This window comes from Arthrobacter sp. 05N428_2, from assembly GCF_056397065.1.
On record NZ_JBFTMR010000002.1, the window covers coordinates 294,803 to 315,811 of the forward strand.

General features: G+C 61.8%; 18 protein-coding genes and 3 pseudogenes. 12 read left to right on the forward strand and 9 right to left on the reverse strand.

Going from position 1 to position 21,009, the window contains the following annotated elements; translation table 11 throughout:
• The first annotated feature begins 3 nt into the window (after positions 1-3).
• Positions 4-1,353, forward strand: coding sequence for a dihydroorotase (locus AC1DGI_RS03075; RefSeq protein ID WP_476897714.1), 1,350 nt, complete (start codon positions 4-6; stop codon positions 1,351-1,353).
• 114 nt (positions 1,354-1,467) lie between these two features.
• On the opposite strand, the gene AC1DGI_RS03080 is transcribed toward AC1DGI_RS03075, so the two are convergent.
• Together AC1DGI_RS03080 and AC1DGI_RS03085 are read right to left on the reverse strand one after the other, a co-directional pair.
• Positions 1,468-1,671, reverse strand: coding sequence for a helicase associated domain-containing protein (locus tag AC1DGI_RS03080; RefSeq protein WP_476897715.1), 204 nt, complete (start codon positions 1,669-1,671; stop codon positions 1,468-1,470).
• A 14-nt stretch (positions 1,672-1,685) separates the two neighbouring features.
• The gene (locus AC1DGI_RS03085) at positions 1,686-2,117 is read right to left on the reverse strand and encodes a hypothetical protein (protein ID WP_476897716.1); all 432 of its coding nucleotides are present in this window, start codon (positions 2,115-2,117) and stop codon (positions 1,686-1,688) included.
• Between the two features lie 351 nt (positions 2,118-2,468).
• Here AC1DGI_RS03085 and AC1DGI_RS03090 point away from each other — a divergent pair, with 351 nt between their 5' ends.
• Positions 2,469-2,852 carry a hypothetical protein gene (locus tag AC1DGI_RS03090; protein ID WP_476897717.1) on the forward strand — a complete coding sequence of 128 codons (384 nt, stop codon included), beginning with the start codon at positions 2,469-2,471 and terminating at the stop codon, positions 2,850-2,852.
• Positions 2,853-2,892: 40 nt separating this feature from the next.
• Here the strand turns inward: AC1DGI_RS03090 and AC1DGI_RS03095 are convergent, their stop codons facing one another.
• Both AC1DGI_RS03095 and AC1DGI_RS03100 read right to left on the reverse strand, forming a co-directional pair.
• Entirely contained in the window at positions 2,893-3,216 is a 324-nt protein-coding gene (locus tag AC1DGI_RS03095) for a hypothetical protein (RefSeq protein WP_476897718.1), read from the reverse strand.
• A 762-nt stretch (positions 3,217-3,978) separates the two neighbouring features.
• The gene (locus tag AC1DGI_RS03100) at positions 3,979-4,752 is read right to left on the reverse strand and encodes a metallophosphoesterase family protein (RefSeq protein ID WP_476897719.1); all 774 of its coding nucleotides are present in this window, start codon (positions 4,750-4,752) and stop codon (positions 3,979-3,981) included.
• A gap of 317 nt (positions 4,753-5,069) precedes the next feature.
• Between AC1DGI_RS03100 and AC1DGI_RS03105 the strand changes: the two genes are divergently transcribed.
• A complete protein-coding gene (locus tag AC1DGI_RS03105) occupies positions 5,070-5,678 on the forward strand; it encodes a hypothetical protein (RefSeq protein WP_476897720.1) in 609 nt (202 codons plus the stop codon).
• A 222-nt stretch (positions 5,679-5,900) separates the two neighbouring features.
• Here the strand turns inward: AC1DGI_RS03105 and AC1DGI_RS03110 are convergent, their stop codons facing one another.
• Positions 5,901-6,629 carry an 8-oxoguanine DNA glycosylase OGG fold protein gene (locus tag AC1DGI_RS03110; protein ID WP_476897721.1) on the reverse strand — a complete coding sequence of 243 codons (729 nt, stop codon included), beginning with the start codon at positions 6,627-6,629 and terminating at the stop codon, positions 5,901-5,903.
• A gap of 702 nt (positions 6,630-7,331) precedes the next feature.
• Positions 7,332-7,823: a helix-turn-helix domain-containing protein gene (locus tag AC1DGI_RS03115; protein ID WP_476897722.1), complete on the reverse strand. Its 492-nt coding sequence runs from the start codon at positions 7,821-7,823 to the stop codon at positions 7,332-7,334.
• Positions 7,824-8,053: 230 nt separating this feature from the next.
• Between AC1DGI_RS03115 and AC1DGI_RS03120 the strand changes: the two genes are divergently transcribed.
• Positions 8,054-8,830 carry a hypothetical protein gene (locus AC1DGI_RS03120; protein ID WP_476897723.1) on the forward strand — a complete coding sequence of 259 codons (777 nt, stop codon included), beginning with the start codon at positions 8,054-8,056 and terminating at the stop codon, positions 8,828-8,830.
• Between the two features lie 1,146 nt (positions 8,831-9,976).
• On the opposite strand, the pseudogene AC1DGI_RS03125 reads toward AC1DGI_RS03120, so the two are convergent.
• Positions 9,977-10,316, reverse strand: a pseudogene (locus tag AC1DGI_RS03125) (transposase); the annotation flags it as partial.
• Between the two features lie 327 nt (positions 10,317-10,643).
• Here AC1DGI_RS03125 and AC1DGI_RS03130 point away from each other — a divergent pair.
• The 5 genes and pseudogenes from AC1DGI_RS03130 to AC1DGI_RS03150 all read left to right on the forward strand — a co-directional run.
• A pseudogene (locus AC1DGI_RS03130) lies at positions 10,644-10,796 on the forward strand (helix-turn-helix domain-containing protein); the annotation flags it as partial.
• 21 nt (positions 10,797-10,817) lie between these two features.
• The gene (locus AC1DGI_RS03135; protein ID WP_476897768.1) at positions 10,818-12,176 is read left to right on the forward strand and encodes an ROK family protein; all 1,359 of its coding nucleotides are present in this window, start codon (positions 10,818-10,820) and stop codon (positions 12,174-12,176) included.
• A 143-nt stretch (positions 12,177-12,319) separates the two neighbouring features.
• Entirely contained in the window at positions 12,320-13,084 is a 765-nt protein-coding gene (locus tag AC1DGI_RS03140; RefSeq protein ID WP_476897724.1) for a pentapeptide repeat-containing protein, read from the forward strand.
• A 1,070-nt stretch (positions 13,085-14,154) separates the two neighbouring features.
• A pseudogene (locus AC1DGI_RS03145) lies at positions 14,155-14,451 on the forward strand (integrase core domain-containing protein); the annotation flags it as partial.
• 471 nt (positions 14,452-14,922) lie between these two features.
• The gene (locus tag AC1DGI_RS03150; RefSeq protein WP_476897725.1) at positions 14,923-16,377 is read left to right on the forward strand and encodes a purine-cytosine permease family protein; all 1,455 of its coding nucleotides are present in this window, start codon (positions 14,923-14,925) and stop codon (positions 16,375-16,377) included.
• 29 nt (positions 16,378-16,406) lie between these two features.
• Here AC1DGI_RS03150 and AC1DGI_RS03155 read toward each other — a convergent pair whose 3' ends face one another.
• Entirely contained in the window at positions 16,407-16,982 is a 576-nt protein-coding gene (locus tag AC1DGI_RS03155) for a TetR/AcrR family transcriptional regulator (RefSeq protein WP_476897726.1), read from the reverse strand.
• Between the two features lie 68 nt (positions 16,983-17,050).
• Here AC1DGI_RS03155 and AC1DGI_RS03160 point away from each other — a divergent pair, with 68 nt between their 5' ends.
• Both AC1DGI_RS03160 and AC1DGI_RS03165 read left to right on the forward strand, forming a co-directional pair.
• A complete protein-coding gene (locus AC1DGI_RS03160; RefSeq protein WP_476897727.1) occupies positions 17,051-17,563 on the forward strand; it encodes a DUF4188 domain-containing protein in 513 nt (170 codons plus the stop codon).
• 117 nt (positions 17,564-17,680) lie between these two features.
• On the forward strand, positions 17,681-18,889 hold the full coding sequence (locus AC1DGI_RS03165; RefSeq protein ID WP_476897728.1) for an MFS transporter: 1,209 nt from the start codon (positions 17,681-17,683) through the stop codon (positions 18,887-18,889).
• 21 nt (positions 18,890-18,910) lie between these two features.
• Here the strand turns inward: AC1DGI_RS03165 and AC1DGI_RS03170 are convergent, their stop codons facing one another.
• The gene (locus AC1DGI_RS03170; protein ID WP_476897729.1) at positions 18,911-19,984 is read right to left on the reverse strand and encodes a DNA polymerase IV; all 1,074 of its coding nucleotides are present in this window, start codon (positions 19,982-19,984) and stop codon (positions 18,911-18,913) included.
• A 191-nt stretch (positions 19,985-20,175) separates the two neighbouring features.
• Here AC1DGI_RS03170 and AC1DGI_RS03175 point away from each other — a divergent pair, with 191 nt between their 5' ends.
• Positions 20,176-20,895, forward strand: coding sequence for an SDR family NAD(P)-dependent oxidoreductase (locus AC1DGI_RS03175; protein WP_476897730.1), 720 nt, complete (start codon positions 20,176-20,178; stop codon positions 20,893-20,895).
• Positions 20,896-21,009: the final 114 nt, after the last annotated feature.

Genomic DNA, 21,009 nt, shown 5'->3' on the forward strand with positions numbered 1-21,009 from the left:
ATCATGACCGAAGTAGATCTGCTCATCGCCGGCGGCACTGTTGTCACACCCCAAGGGCGCAGAACCGCGCACCTGGGGATCAAAGACGGCAGGATTCACTCCATCAGCCAGCAACGGCCATCGGCTGCGCGTACCGTGGATGCTGACGGGCTGCTTGTCATGCCCGGAGGCGTGGACACCCACATCCATCTCATGGACCCCGGAAGCCCCGACCGGGAAGACTTTCCCACCGGAACCAAGGCAGCTGCCGCCTCCGGAGTCACCACCATCATCGAGCACACCCACGGCAGGCCGGTCCGCACCGTGGCCGACCTGAAAGAAAAACTGCACTACCTGAAGGATCGCTCTAACGTCGACTTCGGACTTGCCGCCCACGCATGGCCGGGGGAGACCGAAGTCCTCCCGGACCTGTGGGCGGCGGGCATCGCGTTCTTCAAGGTATTCACCTGCACAACCCACGGTGTTCCGGGACACAACGCCGCAACGTTGAAAGCCCACTTAGACACGACTGCCCTTCTGGACGCCGTGAGCCTCCTGCACTGCGAAGATGAGTCCCTCACCGAGAGCGCCGAAGCCCTCCTTCAAGGGCAAGGGCGCAATGACCCTGGAGTCCTCCCGGAATGGCGCAGCCTGGATGCGGAACTCGTCGCCGCGGCCGTTGCCGCGCTTCTTGTTAGGCGCAGCGGTGCACGCGCCACCGCCGCCCACGTCAGCAATCAGGAAGTTGCCTCTTACATCGCGGCCGAGCGATCCAAAGGCGCCCGGCTCGCTGCAGAGGCCTGCCCCCAATATTTCCTCCTGCGTGAGGCAGAAGTCCACGCGCACGGTACCCTCCGGAAGTTCACACCCCCGGCACGGTCCCGCACCGACGACGATGAAGCACAGATGTGGCGCCTGCTGCGCTCCGGCGTCCTGACCCACATGTCCAGCGATCATGCTCCCTCCACACTGGAACAGAAGGCCGACGGGGACATCTGGAACGTGCATTTCGGACTCCCGGGGTTGGACAGCACCATGGCAATCCTGCTGGATGCCGCCGCCCGCGGCCACCTCTCCTACGAAGACGTAACCCGCGTCTACAGCGAAGCGCCCGCAAAAACGTACGGTCTCTGGCCCCGCAAGGGACGACTTGCCGAGGGATCCGACGCTGACGTGATCCTCGTCGACCCCCGAGCCCAACGAACACTAAGCAATGAAAACGTCATTTCAAAGGCTGGTTGGACCCCCTTCGATGGAAGAAAGGTCTCCGGCGAAGTGGTCCAGACCTACCTGCGAGGGAACTTGATCGCCGAATCCGGAAAACCACTGGATGACCGCACTGGAGTCTTCCAGCACGGGGCAGGGAAGATGTAACCGAAGCCGGAACATGCGCGGTCAAGAAGGCGGCGAGCCCGGGCAGTTGGTCTTCGGGGCTCGCCTCCAGAGGGACCGAGAGTAGCGACGGGGGAGCTCGGACCCCCGGCGCCTTTATCGACCAGGTGGTCGGCCCCGGGTCCGCCCTGTCTGCCAGCCGGGAACAGCGTCATTCAGTAGCTGGCTCCTTTCAACATCGAGAACGCCGTTACGGTGTTTTTGCCGTTGAGCGTGGATCCATACCCCGAGGGTGTGTTCCCGGTCTGAGGCGTAGTGGTGGTGGCGGGGCCAGTTGTTGCCTTCTGCGCGGAAGTGCACGCTCGGCTAGCCGCTCATGCCACCGGCCTCGTCGGCTGCTGCCCTGCCATTGCCGTCCCAGCCGGGTACCCGGGAGAGACCTTCCCGGTAGGTCGGGTGAAGCCTGCCGGTGGTTGCTTCGCGCCGGCGCTGCGCGAGCCACCCTGCCATCGATCGTTCTGCGACGTTTTGGGAGTGGCTGCGGGGGAGCCGTCCCTCGGCCCCTCGGCGCTTATCCGGCCGGTGATTTCTTCCATTCGGGTCGTCGCGTCCGGGGACAGGGCGGTGCCGGCGGCGGCCTGGTGGGCGGCCTTGAGGCCAGGGTCCTGCCGGCGGGCGATGCCCAGGTGGTAGCCGACGGTGGCCGGAGCGGTGCACACGAGCGCGGCGATGCGTTTCCGGCTCAGGCCGTGCCGGTACATCAACACCCATTCCGCGTTCGGAGCCCGCCGTGACTGCTTGTCCATGGTTGGCACTATTCTGGCAGCCGGAATGCTCAGGAGTAGTTACGCCCGTGGCGCGCCGAGGCCGCCGAATCAGCTGGCATGGGCAGTCGCTGCGGCCAGAGGATGACATATCGGGTTTCTGAGGATCACCATGGAGCTTGTGGAGGTCGGAAGAACGGGTCCGGTGCCGTAGGGGAGGGAGGAAGGGAGTCACCCCGCCAAGGTCGCTCATCCGGCCAAGACTTGCCTAGCCCGGACTACGCCAACATACACCGTTGGACGGGCGTTGCTTCCGCGACGACCCTCGGCGCTGTCCCAGATGCCGAACGAGCCGCATTTGTGGGAGCGAACTCGCTGCAGCTTACCCGGGCAATGAAGGCGACAGAGAACGTATGGAGAGGTGTCGAGACCGAATACGGGATGTTGACCAGCACGGAGGTGGTTCGGCTCATCGGGTCACGGAATTCCGGCCGCAGCCTTGCCTCGGGCCGGCGGGCCGCCGGCAAGTTGATCGGCATCAGGCGAGCCAATAGGATCCTCTACCCCGTATTCCAGTTTGCCCGAACAGCAGGCAAGATCCTCCCAGTGATACCCGAGCTGCTCCATATGGCCGAAGACTTGGGCTGGGACCAGGAGGATCTGGTCTTTTGGCTGGTTTCCCCGTCCCGCTATTTTGATGGCGATCGCCCGGTGGATCACCTGGATGACGCTGACCTCGTGGACAAGGGACGCCAGAAGGCTACGGTCGAATGGTGAAGTTAGCGCGCAGAACGGGGTTGGGTGCCCAATTCGGCTACTACGCTGGCGAATCGGGCGTCTTCACGTGCTCGATCCGCACGACAGGTGAGGTCGTTCTTAGAGTTGGAATGTGGTCGTCCCGGACCTGGATCCAGTAGCGGGCGGAGGTGCCGACCGTGCACGATTCGAGTATGAGAAGCTCCAGCGTTTCACCGTCGCGGCGCAACTGAGAGAAGCCTGCCTCCAAGTAATCGACGATGGGTGGGGACGCGGCCATACAGCGCCTCACTGTTCTCGCCGTCAGATCGAGTAGGTATTGGCTGCCGGTAGCCGTGTTCACGACGTAGCAGCCCACGTCGCCATTCCGCAGCTCGTGTGTCATAGCGCGAGCTTAGTGGCAGCCTGGGACAGTGTGCTGGCCCAGATTGAGCAGGATCGCGTTGCATTACACGGAGACCGAAATGCCGGGTGAGCCTAGAATCGATTCATGAAGGGCATCGCTGAGCCGCGGGCCACGGAATTCCCCGACTCCCTGCGCCGCATACCTTGCGGCGTTGCGGGCCCGTTTGTCTCTCTGCGATGCGGTCGACGGGGACCTTGTGATGGCTGGTCGGCATGCCGCCCAGGAGGCGCCCGTTATAGATGAAGCACCGCGTTGCTGCCACGACCTGTGTCCCTGTGGCCGTAGGGATCCGCGGACCATGTCCCCTGGTGAACTGGCGAAGGATGCCAAGGCCTACCGGCGTGTGCAGCGGGCGGCGGCGGGTCTGCGACTCGTCACTGACCGCCGTCTGCAACGAGATCCCACACCGGATTGGGTGGTGGATCTAGCGCAGGAGCAGGGCGAACCGATCTTGGGTCCAGGTTGGGTTGAAGAAGCTATCGCCCGCCTGCACAGGGAAGCGCGCAAGCACTGCCCATGCCGCTGCCCTGGACGCGAGACTAAGCGGGAACTAGACGACGAGGGCAGRAAGAGAAGGAACGTCCAACGGGCCGCTGCACGGGCACAGAGAGCTCTTGATAAAAGATTGGCCCTGCAAACGCCCGAGTGGGTCCTACGTTTGGCTGCCGAAGACGACGAATAGGACCGTAGGCCCTGCGGTACAAAGCTTCCGGGGGTTCCTATCTGTCCTGGAACATTTTTCTATGCTCCCCGGATCCCCAGTGGATCGATGCGCAGGGGAAACTGATCAGGCCAGACGAGGACGCCGTTTCCGTGACGGGAGTTTTCCATGTCTAGCACGTCCAAGCGGGTGATGGTCCCGTCCGGATGACCTAGTTCGTGTGTGCGGCGCTGATGCCAGTGTCCGCAAAACACTTGAGGAACGGTCATCGAATCAACCACCTCTCTAAGGAGGGTGCGGGTCTTGTCGGCCTTCCGGGTGAGTTCGTCGGTGAGGTGGAAATCGCCCTTGAGCGGAACCCCTGCAGGCGCGTCGTGGGTGATGAGGATGTCAAGGGGGCCGCCGGCTATGAGTGCGGCGGCTTCTTCCAGTGTTGGTTCTTCGTTTCGCCACCAGTCTTTGCCTTCGACCCGGTCTTGGTAGTCGACGCTGAAAGCTCCTCCCAGGCCGCCCACCGTGAGCCCATCAATGACGGCGCGGCCTCCCCTGGGGAGAATTCGGATGTTCGAACGGACGGTGGCCAACCCATCAGCCTCGACGTCCAGCTTCGCCAAGGTGTCCCAGTTATCGTGGTTGCCTCCGGAGACTACAAGCGTGAGTCCTAGGTCCACCAGGTACTTGTTCAGCTTGGCCTCGTACCGGCCCCGCTTTGCTCCCGGCCAGTCCAGGCCAAAATCGCCGACATGGACCGCCGTGCGGACACCTTCCCGAGCGGCCGACCTGATTGCTGTCAAGGCCCACCCGGAATCACCATGCCAGTCACCAAATACGGCCGTGGGTTGGGTACCAGACATGCAAACAGCATAAAGTACTCCGATTTGCAGGTGTGGACCTTGCGGGCGATTGGCCAGTCCCGCAAGTTCGTTTGGGCTCGACCCTTCCAACAAGGTGACTGATGGCTGACAACGCACGTGTTGACCACCTTCAGCTTGAAGACGCTGCACTTGTACGGGGGAGCGGATCAGTAGCAAGGCAGGCGCAGGTAACGGTATTCACCCTTGGTTGCAACGATTTTCGTCGCTGGTCCTGAACGGGGCATATCTGTTTCTTCAGGCTGGGCGCTTCTATGCCAATACCAAGTCAAGTCGGCAGGTCTCCCTATACTGATGCGATGGCTGGAACTGACACGCGCGCTGACCGATTCGAGACTGAGCGACTGGGCACGATCACCCGCCTTTGCTGGGTTATGGCAGGTGCTGGTGCAGTCGTTCTGCTCGTGGCTCTCGGTGCAGTTTGGGGAACTGGCTGGGGATTCAACCTTTTTGCCCCCGGTGCCGCGCTGCTGGCCGCTGCACTTGCAGGACTTGTCACGACAAAGGGCATCGTCACTTGGGACGAACAACGTTTCAGGGAGCGGGAGCGTTCTGGCTATTCCCATCGGGAGAAGGAATACGAGCAGATTGTCAGCATAATGATCGCTCGTTTTCTCTCCGGGAAGTACGACATGGCCCGTGATTCTGAGCTGCGCGCACGCGCAGCCGTTTGGGCCGGCCCCGAGGTGATCAGGGAGCTCGGCAGTTGGCAGCACGAGATCGGACGAATCATCAGTGCTGGCACCACTGATGGCAACGGACAAGTTTTGCTCACCGCCGGTCAGGGCGCACGACTCAAACAGATAGTCGCCAGCGTCGTTATTGCCATGCGGCAGGACTTGGAGACGGTCGGCGAACAAACCGACATCAACGCTTCCGAAGTTGTCGCTTCCATCTTCAATGATTGATGCGTACCCACGGCTGACTGAGGGCTGTGCAGCTCAGAACGTGTGAGAGCCGACGAACGGGCCAAGGGGCGGCCAAAATTCTTTCGCACGGGCGGGGTGGTCCTGCGACTATGACCGTGGCGGCCTGCGCACCGTTGCCGGCAGATCGTTTATGGGCGATTCCGTGTGGTGCGCAGCACCCCATCTATCGCCGGGCCTGGCGGACTCGTCTCCGCGTGCCCGTCAGCCCGGCACCCCGTCGGCACTAAACGCCCATCGCTCCACTTCGTCCCCAGCAACTTCCCGTCCGAGTTTGTCGGAGGCTAGCCTCGCCCACTCGTGCATTTGTGTGACGGCGGCAACGTACGCTTTGGCGGAGTAGTCGGGTTTGTAGGTGAACCTGTCATCGTCTTCATTAGCCGCGCGCGCGGCCGCGTCGAGGGTGGCGAGGACGTATTGGTCGACAATCAGGCATGGATGGTCGGGGCGCCCAGCACCTGAGAAGTAGAGGAATTTGGTGAAGAAGGCGGGCCCCAAGTACTTGAAGGCATTTCCGCGGACCGGCCCGAGCATTAAGGTGAACCCGTCTGATGCTGACACAGCGGCGTACCGCGTCGCGGTCTGAAGAACTTCGATTGCCCGCTGCGAGTCCTCGTGGATGGAGTGGAGTCGCTTAAGGTTGAGTCGGTGCCTCGTTCCGGTTCCCCAAGCCACGACCGGCCACAGAAGGGCTAGCGGGTCGGGCACCGATGTGAGGGCAAGCTGGAACAACTCTCTGCGGCTGATCCAGGCTCGACCTTCGGCGGTCGGGGCGCCCTGATCAGTCGTACCCGTCACGGGATGCCCATCTGTTTCGGGCTGCTGGTTCCACCAGTCGAGGTTTACGAGAATGCGGTGGTTGAGGATTGATTCCTCTCGACTTCTTGTGGCGAGCCAGGTAATCAAATGGGAAGGAAGGGGCAACGACGTCATGGTTAGTCCTTCGGCGGTGTATTAGTTGGGGGTCCCTGCTTCGAGGTGGAACTGGACTCGGTATTTCATGAAGCGGATGTCGCACGTGATACTCAGGCGCAGCAAATACGGAGGTCATCTTCCCTCGCGGTAATGACGCCTTCGATAGAGCTTCTGTGTCACGGGGCGAGTCTAGCCCGCGACTACTGACGTCCATGGATACCGCGGTTGATGTTCTCGGCGTGGTGAGTCCATCTACGTTGGCTGGGAGCCCGCTGGGGACCCCTATGTTCAAGTTGACCCGGCTTGGATGGTCCCTTGTCGACCCTCCAAGACCTCATTCCAAGTTGCCATTGAATTTTTTGCCGTCACGACATCGTGCATTAACCCTTGTTCCCGGGCCCGGCAGCTGGTCGCAGTTGACCCTGGGGGACTCGTTGCGGCTACGCAACCCAGACTTCTCGGGGCGCCCGTTCGAAGCGCTCGGCAGACCCAAGGCGGGAGATGCCGCTCCCGCCTCCAGTTGCGGTGGCCTTCTCACCAGGATGTCGTGTCTAGCTCCGCACTGGAAGCAGGAGAAGCTGCCTCAATCCATTGAGACAAGTACTGGAAGATTAGGCGCGTCATCTGTCTGTTTCTCGCAATCCGGGGTCGCATTTGATCTTTGACAACGTGCAGCAACGGCGGCAACCGCTCCCCGCCCGACAGCTAGCCCAGCGACGGCTAACGAGTTCGTCGACGCGTTTCGACTTCCTTACGGTTTTGGCCAGCTCTTACGGCCTGTTCTTTGGCAGGGTGTGGCGGGGTCCTCGTGAAAATTGAATCTGGATCATGCTCCCGTGAGTCGGCAGGCGCCGTCTCTGTTTTCCCACCGGCGTCGTACTCCTGGAGCGCCGCCCTCACCTGCTCAAGGAAGTGCATGTGGCGACCCATTGCAGCGGGAATGAATCGGCCGTCGGCGTCACCCAGGAGAAAATCGAATGCCTCCGGAACTACGTTAGCGATGAGCCCGATGTCTTCTAAGTACATGGGCGCGGCGCCCCGCATGAGCCGAGCGAGTCTCTGGTACTTGACCCCGCTCAGTTCGGCGAGATCGATGATGCTCAAGTTCCGCGGGCTTAAGGCGGCACGGATTCGTTCGACGAGAAGATGCTGGGCGAGAGAGCCTGCACGTTGCACCTTGTTCTCCGGGGTCTCTTCAACGAAGGCAGCCAAACGGGTGCGCCCGAACTCCTGAGAGTTAATAAGAAAGGCTCGGGGCTGGTAACGGGGACCTGTCCGGGGTCGTGCGGGCCGTGGCTCCTCCATGTATGAAAGATAACCCGCGTTTGCCAGGGTGAGGACGTTCGCGGCAGAAAAATGTCGTTATCGGCCGGCTGATACTCGTTTAAATCGGCGTAAAATTAACTCACTAAGGGCTCCAACCACAAAACGAGGTGGCGGCCATGGGCCGTCTGAAGAATGATCCGTTCAAGGACGTGCACAGCAACCTGCTGCACCCGCTCTTCTTGGCCCTTAAGCCCGATGGTTCAATGGTTTCCCGGGTTCTGGACCGCCGGCTGAGCGACCTTGACCCGACTCGTTTCGGACCTTGCCGGGCTAGTCCAAACTACGAGCAACGGCGGCACTACTGCGGCAAGTACCCCTTCGGGGCCGCCCAGGTGCTCGTGGGATTCGAATCCCTGCTCGAGCTGACGTGCCTGATGGAGCTTGATCATGGCGGGGAAGTCACCGCAATCGTGGATCAACCGTTTTGCCTGAAGTTCCCGGACGGCACCGCTCATTACCCCGACTTCGCGGCAGTGCTAGCGAGCGGCGGCGGGAAGCTGGTGGTTGATGTGAAGCCGGCGGAGCACGCGAGCAGCGAGAGTTTTGTTCATGCCGCAGCCCTCACTGAAAGTGTCTGCCGCGCACAGGGGTGGGGCTACCGGGCGATGCACGGGTGCACCGGATGGGCGGCAGACAACCTTGAGTGGATTTGCGCCTTCCGGTATGGCGGGTTCGCCCCGTCCGTCGAGCAAGCGGATGATCTTGCCAGTTTTCTTGCCATCCCGCACACGATAGCGGACGCCGCCCTGCACCTGGACGCCCGCACAGAGTCCGGGATCGGGTACGGCCAACTATTCAATCTGATGTTTCACCGCCGCGTAATGCCGGCAGAGCCGGGCCCCTACCACCCGGGACTGCTGGTGGTGGCGGCCCAAGGAGGAGTACAGCCATGAACTGCTTCTGGATTGGCGATCGAATTCACTACTCGGAGCGGGACTGGGAGATCACGGACATTTCGGGGAATCTTCTGGGGCTCATCGATCTGGAGAACGGGGAGAGGCTCACGGCGTCCCTTTTCCGGGTGAGTGAGGAATGCCCGCTGGAGGACCGCCTTGGGAGGGGGACTGCGGCCTTGAGCCTCGCAGAGACTTTGGAAACACAGGTGAAAGGGGCCGGGCAGCGGGACGGCGTCCTCGCGGCGGTGGACCGTTTAGCCCCCGATGTGCAGGAGGTCGCGTTCGGCAGGGCTGAGGGCGCCACGGAATTCAAGCCGGGCTACGGGCACGGAAGCTCCCGCTGGAGTCGGGCCGGGCTGAAAGAATCGGAGTTGCGTGCCCTGGCTGATCAGCTGAAGACCCGGGAACCGGGGCTTGCCCGGAAGCTGGCGTTGTCACAGAGCACGCTCTTTCGCAAGGCGCGGGCCTACGAGACGGACGGCCCGGCTGCCCTGATCGACAGGCGCATGACGAGAACGCATCGGGTCACCGACTTGGTGCCTCCGGAGGTGCTGGAGGTCTGTGAGCAGGTCAACCGCGAGTTGATTCCCAAGTCGAATATCAGCAAGTCCCAGCGGCTCGCCATGGTTCGGTCCAGAATCGCAAAGCAGTACCCGGCCCACGAGTTCAAGGTGCCGGGCAACGGGCGCCTGCGCAAGGTCCTCGATGAGTTGGCCAAAGGCGTGTACCTGACGGGCAACGCCTCCAACCGGAGGTCCGCCGCTGCAGTGCCCGAGCGCGTACTGAAGTCCCGCCCCGCCCTGCTGCCGGGCTCCGAGATGCAGGAGGATTCCACAAAACTGGACATCCTGGTCATCTTTCCCGACGGCAAGGTGCGACGCCCGGACTTCGCCTGGATCATCGACAAAGCCACCAGATGCGTAGGCGGGACGGCACTGGCGGTAAAGATCCGTGGGGCGGATCTGGCGTTCATGATCGCTCAGTGCATGACGCCCCGGCCTCGCGGCGATATGCCCGATGAGCCGAAAAATCGGTGGGAGATGCATCAACGTGATCTGCCCTGGCCCCAGTTCTTTGACCCGGACGCCCGCGAAAAGGTGGATGTCCGGGCTCCGCTGATCCGTCCGTGCCGGATCGTCACGGACAGGCCACGGCGACGGGAATCCCGTCGCCGTCTTGATCAAGAACCAGCGGAAACTTCATTTTGGGGGCAGCTCCCGGGCGAAGAACGCCGCTGCCCGGCGCAGATCTCGTTCTCCTGCTCGAGCAGCCGGATCCGCTTCCTGGCATCCCTGAGCTCGGCGGCTTCCTTCTCCGTCACACCGGGACGGGCACCGTCCTCGCTGTCGGCCTTCTTCAGCCAGTTGTGCGGGGTCGCTTCGGAAATCCCGAAGTCTTTAGCGATCTGGGAGATCGGGGCCTCGTGCTTCCGCGCCACGGCGACCACGTCACGGCGGAACTCAACGGGGAAAGGCTTAGGCATGTTGAACATCCTTGCTGCAAGGACCGAATCCTCACAAGTCAGGAGTCAAGCAAACAAGGGGCAGTCCCGGGCGTATCTCCAGGCGGGCCATTGACAACCTCGCAGTAGGTTGCAATGATATCGGTACTAGCCGATATGGGATGTGTTCCTCGCACAACAGCTAGTGAAAGATCCTCTGAAAGGACGTCTTTGATGCGCAAGAATGAGTCGACTGAAGAAGTGTGCATGTCACACACCGGCCCTTCGAGTGACGAGCAGACGCGGCCTGGCGCAAGCCACAGCGGAGTCGCACCTGAGGACCGCACGTCGGCTGCGGATTTGCTAGTAATGGCCTATCAAGCACGCGTTCGCCAAGGCCTGACTCAGAAGCAGGTTGCCTCAGCGATGGGTACCACCCAATCGGCCGTGTCTGAACTGGAATCGGGACAAAGCGCTCCCACCCTTGGGACGCTCCTCCGGTATGGGTGGGCTTTGGGTTTAAACATTGAATGGGCGGACCAGGTGACTAACTCCGATACCGGAGCGGGGACCCACATGATCCCGGTGACGGGTCTCAATGAGATTGCCTCCGAGATTCTGAAAGAGCTGGCAGTGCCGGCTAGGCGGGGGGGCAAGCTGGCAGGTCCGCGCGGCTTGCTCGGGTCCACCCCGCAGCTCGGCGAGCATGACAAATCTTGGGCTTCCAAGACCTTGGAATCACTTGCGAAGCACGAACTGGTCAAACAAGAGGCCGACAGGAGCTACACCTTCGCTGCCGATAACGCCAACATTGTCGGCTTGTCCGTTCATGAAGACAGCGTCTACGCCGTCCTACTCGGACTCGATGGAGATAACACGCAAGGAACCGCCCTGAAATCCTTGCCAAGTGATCCAAGTATCCAAAATGTGGTGGATGCCTGCACCTCCCTGGTTGAGGAGCTAGTCGCCGAGAGCCCGCAGCCAGTTCTCGGGATAGGCGTGAGTATCGCTGGAGTGGTTGACCACAATAACGGCCTCGTACGGCAAGCGCCGGCCTTAAACTCCGCACGCCATAACTGGCGAGACGTACCGCTCAGGAGATTGCTGGAGCAATCAATTCAGGCGCAAACGGGAAAGGGCTTACGCGTCGTGGTTGAGAATGATGTCAACGCGTTGGCGCGCGGAGAACACATTAGAAGCGGTGAAGTTGACATAGTTACAATCCTTGTATCGGGAATAGGAGTAGGCGCAGGAATCATTAGCCACGGTGAGCTCACAGAAGGCGCGAATGACGCAGCCGGCGAAATCGGGCACGTCATTGTGGACTTCAACGGTTCGGAGTGCAGCTCCGGATATCCTCACCGCGGGTGTGTGGAAACAGTTGCAACCCCGGCAGCGATATTGAAAAAGCTACGTCTGCCTAGCTTCACCAAGAAGCAACGACGGCGGGAGCTTGAAGAACTCAACCAAAGTGGGGACTTGCCTGCGGAAGTCAAAGATTTATTTAGATCTGCGGGTGAGAGTCTGCGCAAGGCAGTCTCAGATTTGGTATTGGTAGTCGATCCAGCCCAGGTGGTCATCTTTGTTGAGGAGACGCTCAGCAATAGGGATCAATATGAGACGGCAGAGCTCTACCAAAAGGGCTTCGATGTCGGAGGGGACTACACCAATCACAGGCGTCCGGACTTCGTTCAAACTCCGCGTCTGACGTGGAGGCCACTATCCGACGACACTCGGGCGCGTGCTGCGTGTGCAGCTGCATTTTGGGAATTCCTGAGTAAGCCCACAGAGTGGGTACCAGACCTGCAGTCAGATATCTTGGCCGAGGTTCGCATCCTCGAACAGTCCACCACCACCATCGAGACGCTGTCCTCACACGACGGACGCGCCGTGCACTCATGATGCAATCGAAAATTCGACGACGGTACGAGAATACTCCGGGATGGCTTAAGTTTCTACTGTTATTCGTTGCCGCCCTCATCGTACCCGTGGGGTTAACATGGTGTCTCGGACTGGTGGTCTCCAGTCAATCGAATGATGTACGAATGCAGACTGTGTCTATTTTGTTCGGCGCGGTCATCCAGTATTTGAGTGCTGCGCTCGTTGTAGGGACTTTGTTTTATGCGGCGAGTAGCTACAGGAGAGACGAGAGACGGCACCAAGAACGTAGGTACGACGCGTTGATGACGGGATTATTCTCAGAGCACCTGGCAACGCGCCTCGTCCATATTGATTCCTTGAGCGACTGGATAAATGACAATCCATCCTATTGGTCGAAGACAGACAGGCAATTAGTACGGCTTATCGGCTACCGCGCAAGCCAAGGGGGGTTTGTACGAAACGGCAAACAGACGCCGCAGCACGATGCTGTTATAGCTCCGGACATCGCAGCCGCCCTTGTCCTGCTAGGTAAACGGCGAAACCGACCTTATATGGAGGCCCGTAGGATTGATCTTAGCCGGTTATGCTTTCCCGAAATTAAGCTGACCAATGTTGATCTGCGTAATATCAAGCTCAGCGGGGCAAATTTTGATGGCGCTACCTTCGTCGATGTGAGGCTCGATGATGTGCTCCTCGTGGGCACGTCATTTCGGCAGCTCCAGGCGAGCAATACAAGCTTTCGCAGGGCTACCGCTTGGGGCGCAGATTTTTCGAATGCGACATTTTACGCGCCTGAGTGGGAAGGCTTGAAATGCGACGGCGCAATGTGGGCCGGGGCGGAGGTTGGCGGTGAGGCGGTTGACCTAGCTAGGCTACGGCCCATCCTGGATCTGAGTCCCCGCACAGACTCAATGATCCATATCAGTTAGGACGGCTCGACCCAGTTGAGCGAGTCATCCCAATCTTCGGTCTCGTTGGCGCGACTGTCAGCTTGTTCCCAAGCCTCCCTAGGAAGGCTTGGCCTGTGCCCGCGGCGGTACTCCTCGTCCGAACAGGTTATGTACAGTACGCGGTAATCGTCAGGATCGTCAGGCGCCTTAATATAAATAAACCAAATAACTAGGTACTCGAAGGTTCCGGTCGGGTTTACCGGGATAGCGCGAATATCGTTACGATCTAGAACTCCGTGGGGGGGAGTTACTTCGAGTGGGCGAAGTGCCGTTGGGGAACTCAGTACTCGGTTTGATGCTTTTTTCCACTCCGCGCAGGCACCTCGCCGTATGTCGTCCATTCCGTTACAGGCCGTCGGCGAGCGGTGAGGCAAGACTTGCAGAAACCGGGAAACACTTTTCGAGAAGTCGTCATGACACAACTTTCCGTACAACCATGGCATCCGATTCCCTCCCATCGCTTACCCAACCGGCCGGCGAACCCGCCGTCGTGCAACGGATCCTTCAGCTGTCTTACAGTGACAACCCATTGGCGGTCAAGGGGGGCGGAGACGCATGCATCGTGATCCCATAGCCGTCGGTCCGCGCCTCCTCCTCGCTGACGGCGGCGCGTCGCGGTTTGGCGCGGCCGCGTCGGGCCGGACTGGTGGTGGCTTGTCACAGGGCGGAATTGGAACGGGACGCGCCTCGTGGTGGCCTCGCCTGGCGCACTTCTGCAGGTGGCGCGCGTCCTTCGCGTCGATCTCTAAGTCGCCTCCTCCAATGGCGGAGAGGGAGTGATGGCCGACGGTCAGGCTGTCCTCGGCGGACACTTCGGCACGGATTTCCTATAAGGATCGCGAAGGGAAGAGACGCTCCTATTCACGGCTATGTGGGAACGGCTTGGGCCCCCTGACCACCACCCCGCAAGAAAGTTTCCGAGCCCACGGCCGCGACACATGTCAATGTGAAATTACAGCCCATCCGATATGGCAGAGTAAACGCAAGAGTCTTGGGAAAGCCGCTTCGAAATACACACCGTCAATCGCGTCGGCGGCCGCGGCCGGCGCGATCGCGGGTCCCAGTTCAGATCCAGAAAGTTCGTCCTGGCCCTGAACACCTACGGCCTGAACGGATCGATGGGCCGAGTCGGGGCCTGCGGTGACAATGCCGCGATGGAATCGTTCTTCTCTCTGCTTCAAAAGAACGTCCTGAACCGGAAATGATGGGAAACCCGGGCCGAGCTCCGGCTGGCCATCACGACCTGGATCGAGCGCAGATACCACCGCAAACGCCGTCAACGCGCCCTCGGACGGCTGACACCAATCGAGTTTGAGACAATAAAAAACGCGGCCTCAGCCGCGTAAGAAATTACCAACCCCAGCTGTCAACTAAACCTTCAGCAGTCCCGTCCCTTCCGCAATCGTATGGCGCGTCTAGGTTTGGGAAGCACTCCCGGACCGTAGCGGCCCTGTGTGTGGACACCGCCCGGTGAACGTCTTCGGCTTCCACTACGACCTGCTGTCAGCCTGTGGGATGAGGCAGCGCCAAAAGGGGGGACCTGTGGAGTAACTGTGATGGATGGGGTGACCCGCTGACGCCCGCCGTTGAGCCGAAGCGACCGTTACCCGGCCTATGGACATCCGCACACGATGAGGCCCATGATTTTGTCATTCAAAGAAGAGCGTGGTCATGGCTCGAGTCTCGTCTTGTCCACGACCTCCATGTGATGTGCGTCAGGAATCTTCGGCATCGGCCAGGGGTTCCGGTCGTTGTCGACTTCGATTCCGCACCGATGCCGGCGGCAGCCCACCTTCTAGCCTTCTGGGAGACATGTCATGAGTACAGCTGCAGGGCCGGCGTCGGGCCGCGGACTGGAAGTCCGGTCGATTGACTACGTTCCTCTCAATGAGAGGCACGGAAAGGTCTCCCACATTGGGCCGCTTTGGTTCATGAGCAACGCCCAAATAGCCACGCTCGCGGTGGGGCTGATCAGCATCACGACCGGCGGGAACCTGATCTGGTCGCTGATTGCGATCGCGATCGGCGTGCTGGTGGGTACGTTGTTCATGGCTGCGCACTCCTCGCAGGGCCCGCAGCTGGGGTTGCCTCAAATGATCCAGTCCCGGCCGCAGTTCGGATACGTGGGAGCCCTGCTTGTCTGGCTTTTCGCCTACCTGCAGTACGCCGGATTCAATGTTTTTAACACTGTGCTGGCCGGCGAGGCGGTGGCCGGGTCCCTTCGCATCGGCAACGAAACCTTCTGGTTCTGGGTCATCACGATTATCGCTGCGGCCGTCGCGCTCTTCGGCTACGACCTAATCCACAGCCTTGAACGGTACCTGACATACCTGACCATCATCATGCTGGCCCTCCTGACGGTTGCGGTGCTCACCCACCTGGAGCTGCCCGGCGGGGCGTTCAATCTGGCCGATTTCCATCTCGTTCCGTTCCTGGGACAGCTGGGCGTCGCGGCCGGCTACCAGATTTCCTGGGCCATCTACGTCTCGGACTATTCCCGCTATCTCCCTCCGGAATCAGGCCGCGGGACGTTCAAGTGGACGTTCTGGGGGAGTGCCCTCGGCGGTATCTGGGTCATGTTCCTGGGCTCTTTCATCGCCGCGGCAGCCGGCCCGGACTTCGACACCATCAGCTCGATCCAGGACACCGCCGGCAAACTGTTCCCCGGCTTCGGATCAATCGCACTGTTCATCGCCGCCCTCGGACTTCTGTCCGTCACGGCGCTGAACATGTACGGCGGATCGCTGACGCTGATCTCCTCCATCGACAGCCTGCGCCGCATTCGGCCCACAGTGAGAATCCGGGTCGTCACCATCGTGATCACAGCGGCCATCTCACTTGCCTTCGCCAACGTCGCATCCGCCGACTTCCTCGCCAACTTCAACGACTTCCTGCTTCTGGTGCTGTACTTCTTCATCCCGTGGACGGCGGTCAACCTCACCGACTACTTCATCGTCCGCAAAGGCCACTATGCCATCGCGGAAATCTTCCACCCGCACGGGATTTATGGACGCTGGGGCTGGCCCGGAATCGCCGCGTACCTCGTGGGCTTCGCGGTCATGATTCCTTTCTTCTCCGCCGGAAAACTCTTCGTGGGGCCGGTGGCCGAAGCGATGGGCGGCGCTGACATCTCCTTGTTTATCGGCCTGCCGGTGGCAGCGGTCCTCTACTGGGTGCTGACCCGCCACATCGACACGACCGCTGAGATGAGCCTGGCCCGGAGTCAGGCAATCGAACTTGAGGAAGCCGCGAAAATGCACGTCGAGCCCTGAAGCAGGGGCGTGACCGGGCTGTGGGCGCGTCAGGCAGCCCAGCCGCGGGCCATGGCGTCCAAGGCGGAAGAGTAGAGCGACTCCCAGTTGGTTTCGGGTGAGCCCAAATGCGCCAGTTCCAGGCTCACGAGTCCGTGGACCTGACCCCAGATGGCGGTGGCCACGATGTCCACGCTGGCCGGCCGCATGGTGCCGGCGCTTTGGGCGGAAGCCACGGCCTCGATTAAGGGGGTCATCGCGGCTGCTGCCGTGTCGGGGCTGGGATCACATTCCACGTACTCGGCCAGGGCGCCGCCGAACATGAGCCGATACAGGGCTTGGTGCTGCATTGCCCACGCTCTGTAGGCCATGCCCAGTGCGTGCAGCCCGCCGGCCGCCGCTGCCAGTTGGGATTGGTGGAACGAGCGGAACCCATCATCCACGACGGCGGTCAGTAACTGTGATTTTCCCCCGAAGAGCGAGTAGACGGCCGTCGTCGAAGTCCGCGCGGCGGCCGCGACATCCCTCAGGGTGACCCGCGCCGGGCCTTCGCGGTCAACGAGTTCGGCGGTGGCGGCGAGTAGTTCTTGCCTGAGGGATTCAGTATGCACAATAGGTCTTGCCATGCGGTCCATTGTTCCATAACGTTGTTTCATAACATTGTTACACAATGCATCTTCCGAAGGGAGTCGTCATGGCACCAGAGATCTTCCCGGGACGCTTCACCGCCGATCCCGGGCGCGAATCGCTGACAGTGTTCCTGATCGGCATGCGTGCCAATCGGTGGTGGAAGGTTGGCAGCGTCGCCAAAGTGGCCGCGGCGATGCCCAGGATGCTCGGGCATCTTGCCAACAACCCAGCGTCCGGGATGCTGGGTGTCGAGCAATGGTTCGGCCGCACGACCGTTCTGCTCAGCTATTGGGAGAGCCCCGAGCATCTCCGAAAATTCGCTGCCGACCGGGAATCTCCCCACCTCGAGCCTTGGCGGCGCTTCATGAAGGAGCTGTCAGGAAGCGGCGATGTGGGCGTTTGGCATGAGACGTACCAAGTGCCGGCCAGCGGGATTGAGACCGTTTACAACGGCATGCCGCTCTTTGGCTTGGCCAAGGCCACGACGCAGGTACCCATCGGTCCCGGGAGCCATACGGCGAAACAACGGATGGGACGCCCGGCCGGCGGCGGCGCTGCCGCGGCAGCCGAGCATTAGGTTCCGCGGGCCCGTGGGTGGTGCGCGGGTGCATTGCAGCGGAGCCGCTTATCAACAGGCTAGGTTTACAAGGGTAAGTTTGTCGGCCACATTGCCTGAAGGACGGAACACCTCACGATGCCCGCTGCCACCCGGACCGCGCCGGACCGTACTGCCAGGTTCGGCCTAGCCTTCATCGGCGTCCTGCTCATCGCAGTAAACCTTCGGGTGTCCTTTGTCAGCGTCGGACCGGTTCTCGCAAACATCAGCGGCGACTTGGAGCTATCCAGTGCCGCAGCAGGGTTCCTTACGGGCCTTCCGCTCATAGCTTTCGCCGTCTTCTCACCCGTGGCGCCCGGCTTCGCCAACCGGCTGGGTCTCGACCGGGCACTGTGGATGTCCCTGCTGATCCTCGCTGCCGGCATCGTGCTTCGCTCGTTGCCGCTGCCCGGCTTCATCTGGGCCGGCACCGCACTGATCGGCTTGGCGATCGCGTTCCTTAACGTCCTGGTGCCGTCCCTCGTCAAGCGGGACTTTCCGCTGCGGGTCAGCCAGGTCACCGGAAGTTACACCGCCGTACAGGCCGCCTTCGCGGCGATCGGTGCCGCCGTCGTCGTTCCCGTGGCACAAACGTCCCCGGCGGGGTGGCGGCTTGCCCTCGGAATCTGGGTGGGACTGGCCCTCATTGCCATGGCGGTGCTCCTGCCGTGGCTGCGGCGGCACAGGCTAGGTACCGCGCACGGTACCACGCCCGAGGTTGCCTACCGGTCGCCCTGGACCTCGGCCTTGGGCTGGCAGGTGACGATCTTCATGGGACTGCAGTCGATCGCCTTCTACGTCCTGATGGCATGGCTGCCCACCATCGAACAAAGCCGCGGAGTGCCCGCGACGACGGCGGGCGTCCATCTCTCCGTATTCCTGCTGATCAGCGTGTTCGCAAGCCTTGCCACCGGCGGAATCCTGCACCGGGGTTCGGACCAACGGCTGGTCTCCTGCACCAGCGGGGCGCTCACGTTCGTGACGTTCCTCGGGCTGGCGCTTGCTCCGGACCTCGTCCTGCTGTGGATCGTCCTGGGGGCCATCGGATGTGGAGGCCTCATCGTCATCGCCCTCTCGCTGTTCAGCCTCCGGACCGTGAATTACCCGCAGGCAGCGTCCTTGTCCGGAATGGCGCAATCTGTCGGCTACGGTCTGGCAGCGGTGGGCCCGGTGATGTTCGGCGGCCTTCGCGACGTGAGCGGAGACTGGACGCTTCCGCTCCTCGTCACCGCGGGCATCATGGCGGTTCTCGCCGCGACGGGTCTGCTTGCCGGACGTGACCGGGTCATCAGCGGCGCCGCCGCTTAACCGCATTACCGCACGACGTCGTCACCAGCCGCCGCGCGTCGGCGTGTGTCCCTTACGCGCATCCTCGGGCATCGCCATTTCTGCCCGCAGCCCAAGGAGCCGGATGGGACGGTCCGCCTCAATCTCGGCGGCGAGGTCCAACGCCCGGGCCAGGATGTCGTTCCGGTCGAAGGTTTCGGGGATCTTTCGCGCGTGGGTCTTGGTGAGAAACGGCGCATACCGGACCTTGAGGGTCAGCCCAATCACCGGCCGTCCTTCGGCCACCACATCTTCGAGGACATGCGCCGTCAGCTCCCGCACGGCGTCGTCCACCTGGCCGGGCTCGGTCAGGTCCTGCTGGAAGGTGGTCTCCCGGCTATGCCCGCGGGCAACCCAGGGGGTGCCGTCCACGATGCTGGCGCCGTCCCCGCGTCCGAGTTCCGCGTACCAGGGACCCATTCTGGGGCCGAATTCAGGGACCAGATTTTGGGGGTCGGAGGCGGCCAGCTCGGCGACTGTTGTGATGCCAAGTTTGGCCAGCCGGCCCGACACTTTGGTGCCGACGCCCCACAGGTCCTTGGTGGGCCGGCTGCCCAGGACTTCGAGCCAGTTCCCGGCGGTTAGTCGGAAGACGCCGGCCGGCTTGCCGAAACCGGTGGCGACCTTGGCCCGGACCAGGGTGTCGCCGATGCCCACGCTGCAATGCAGCCGCGTTTGCTCCAGGACAGCAGCCTGCACCTGCCGGGCATAGGCCTCCGGATCCTCTGCCTCAATGCCTACAAAGGCTTCATCCCACCCCAGCACCTGCACCGTGGCCCCGGGCTGGGCGCGCAGGGTAGCCATCACAACTTCCGACGCCGCGAGGTACGCCTCCTGGTCGACGGGCAGGATCACCGCGTCGGGCACTTTCCGGGCCGCGATGCGCAACGGCATGCCCGAGCCCACACCGAAGGCCCGGGCTTCGTAGGAGGCCGTGGACACCACAGCCCGTTCGGTCGGGTCGCCCCGCCCGCCGACAATGATCGGCTTGCCGGCAAGCTCCGGCCGCCGCAGCACCTCGACCGCTGCGATGAACTGGTCGAGATCGACGTGCAGGACCCACGGGATTCCGTTCACGCCATCAGTCTGCCCTAAACGCCTCTGGCAGGCATCGGCTCCCCATGGCTGCGGGAGCTGTGAGACGTCCCACATTCATTGACTTTACAAGTATTGGTGAGAGAATAGATGCATACGCATATAAAACGCGTACCGCGGAAGCCGGCCACCATGACCGTGACCGCGACATCGCTTAGAGATTGGACTGACTCATGCAACTCGAGAACAAGGTCGCATTCATCACCGGCGGCGGATCGGGGCTCGGCCTCGCGACCGCAAAGACCTTCATCGCCGAAGGCGCGAATGTCATGATCTTCGACTACAACCCCAAGTCGCAGGAAGTCGCCGACGAAATCGGCGCGAAGTTCGTCCAGGGCGATGTCTCGAAGGCCGAGAGCGTTGAGGCCGCCGTCGCGAAGACCGTCGAGGAATTTGGCAAGCTCGACATTGCCGTCGCCTCGGCCGGCGTCGGCGGCGAGGGCGACGTCGTCACCTCGACGGTCGACAACTGGGAGCGCACCAACGGCATCGACTACTCCGGCGTGTTCTACACCAACAAGTACGTCATCGAGCAGCTCCTCAAGCAGGGCGACGGCGGTGTCGTCGTCAACCTCGCTTCGATGTTCGGCCTGGTGGCCATCTCGAACAACATCGCCTACTCGGCCTCGAAGGGCGGCGTCGTGAACATGACCCGCGCCGCCGGCACGATGTACGCCAAGGAAGGCATCCGCGTGAACGCGGTAGCCCCGGGCGTCATCCGTACCCCGCTGATCGACGAACCGACCCTCGAGCAGTACGCAAACCTGCACCCGGCCGGCCGCGTTGGAGAGGCCCAGGAAGTCGCTGACCTCATCACCTTCCTCGCGAGCGACAAGGCGAAATTCATCACCGGTGCGACCATTCCGATCGACGGCGGATACACGGCCGTCTAGCGCAAGACCCGCAGCAGCCAGGCGCGCCCCCTCCCATCCGAGGCGGCGCGCCTTGCCGTTTGCCCGGAGCGTGAGGGCGAGACGGGCCGGCCAAAGAAGCGTAGACCGCCGTCG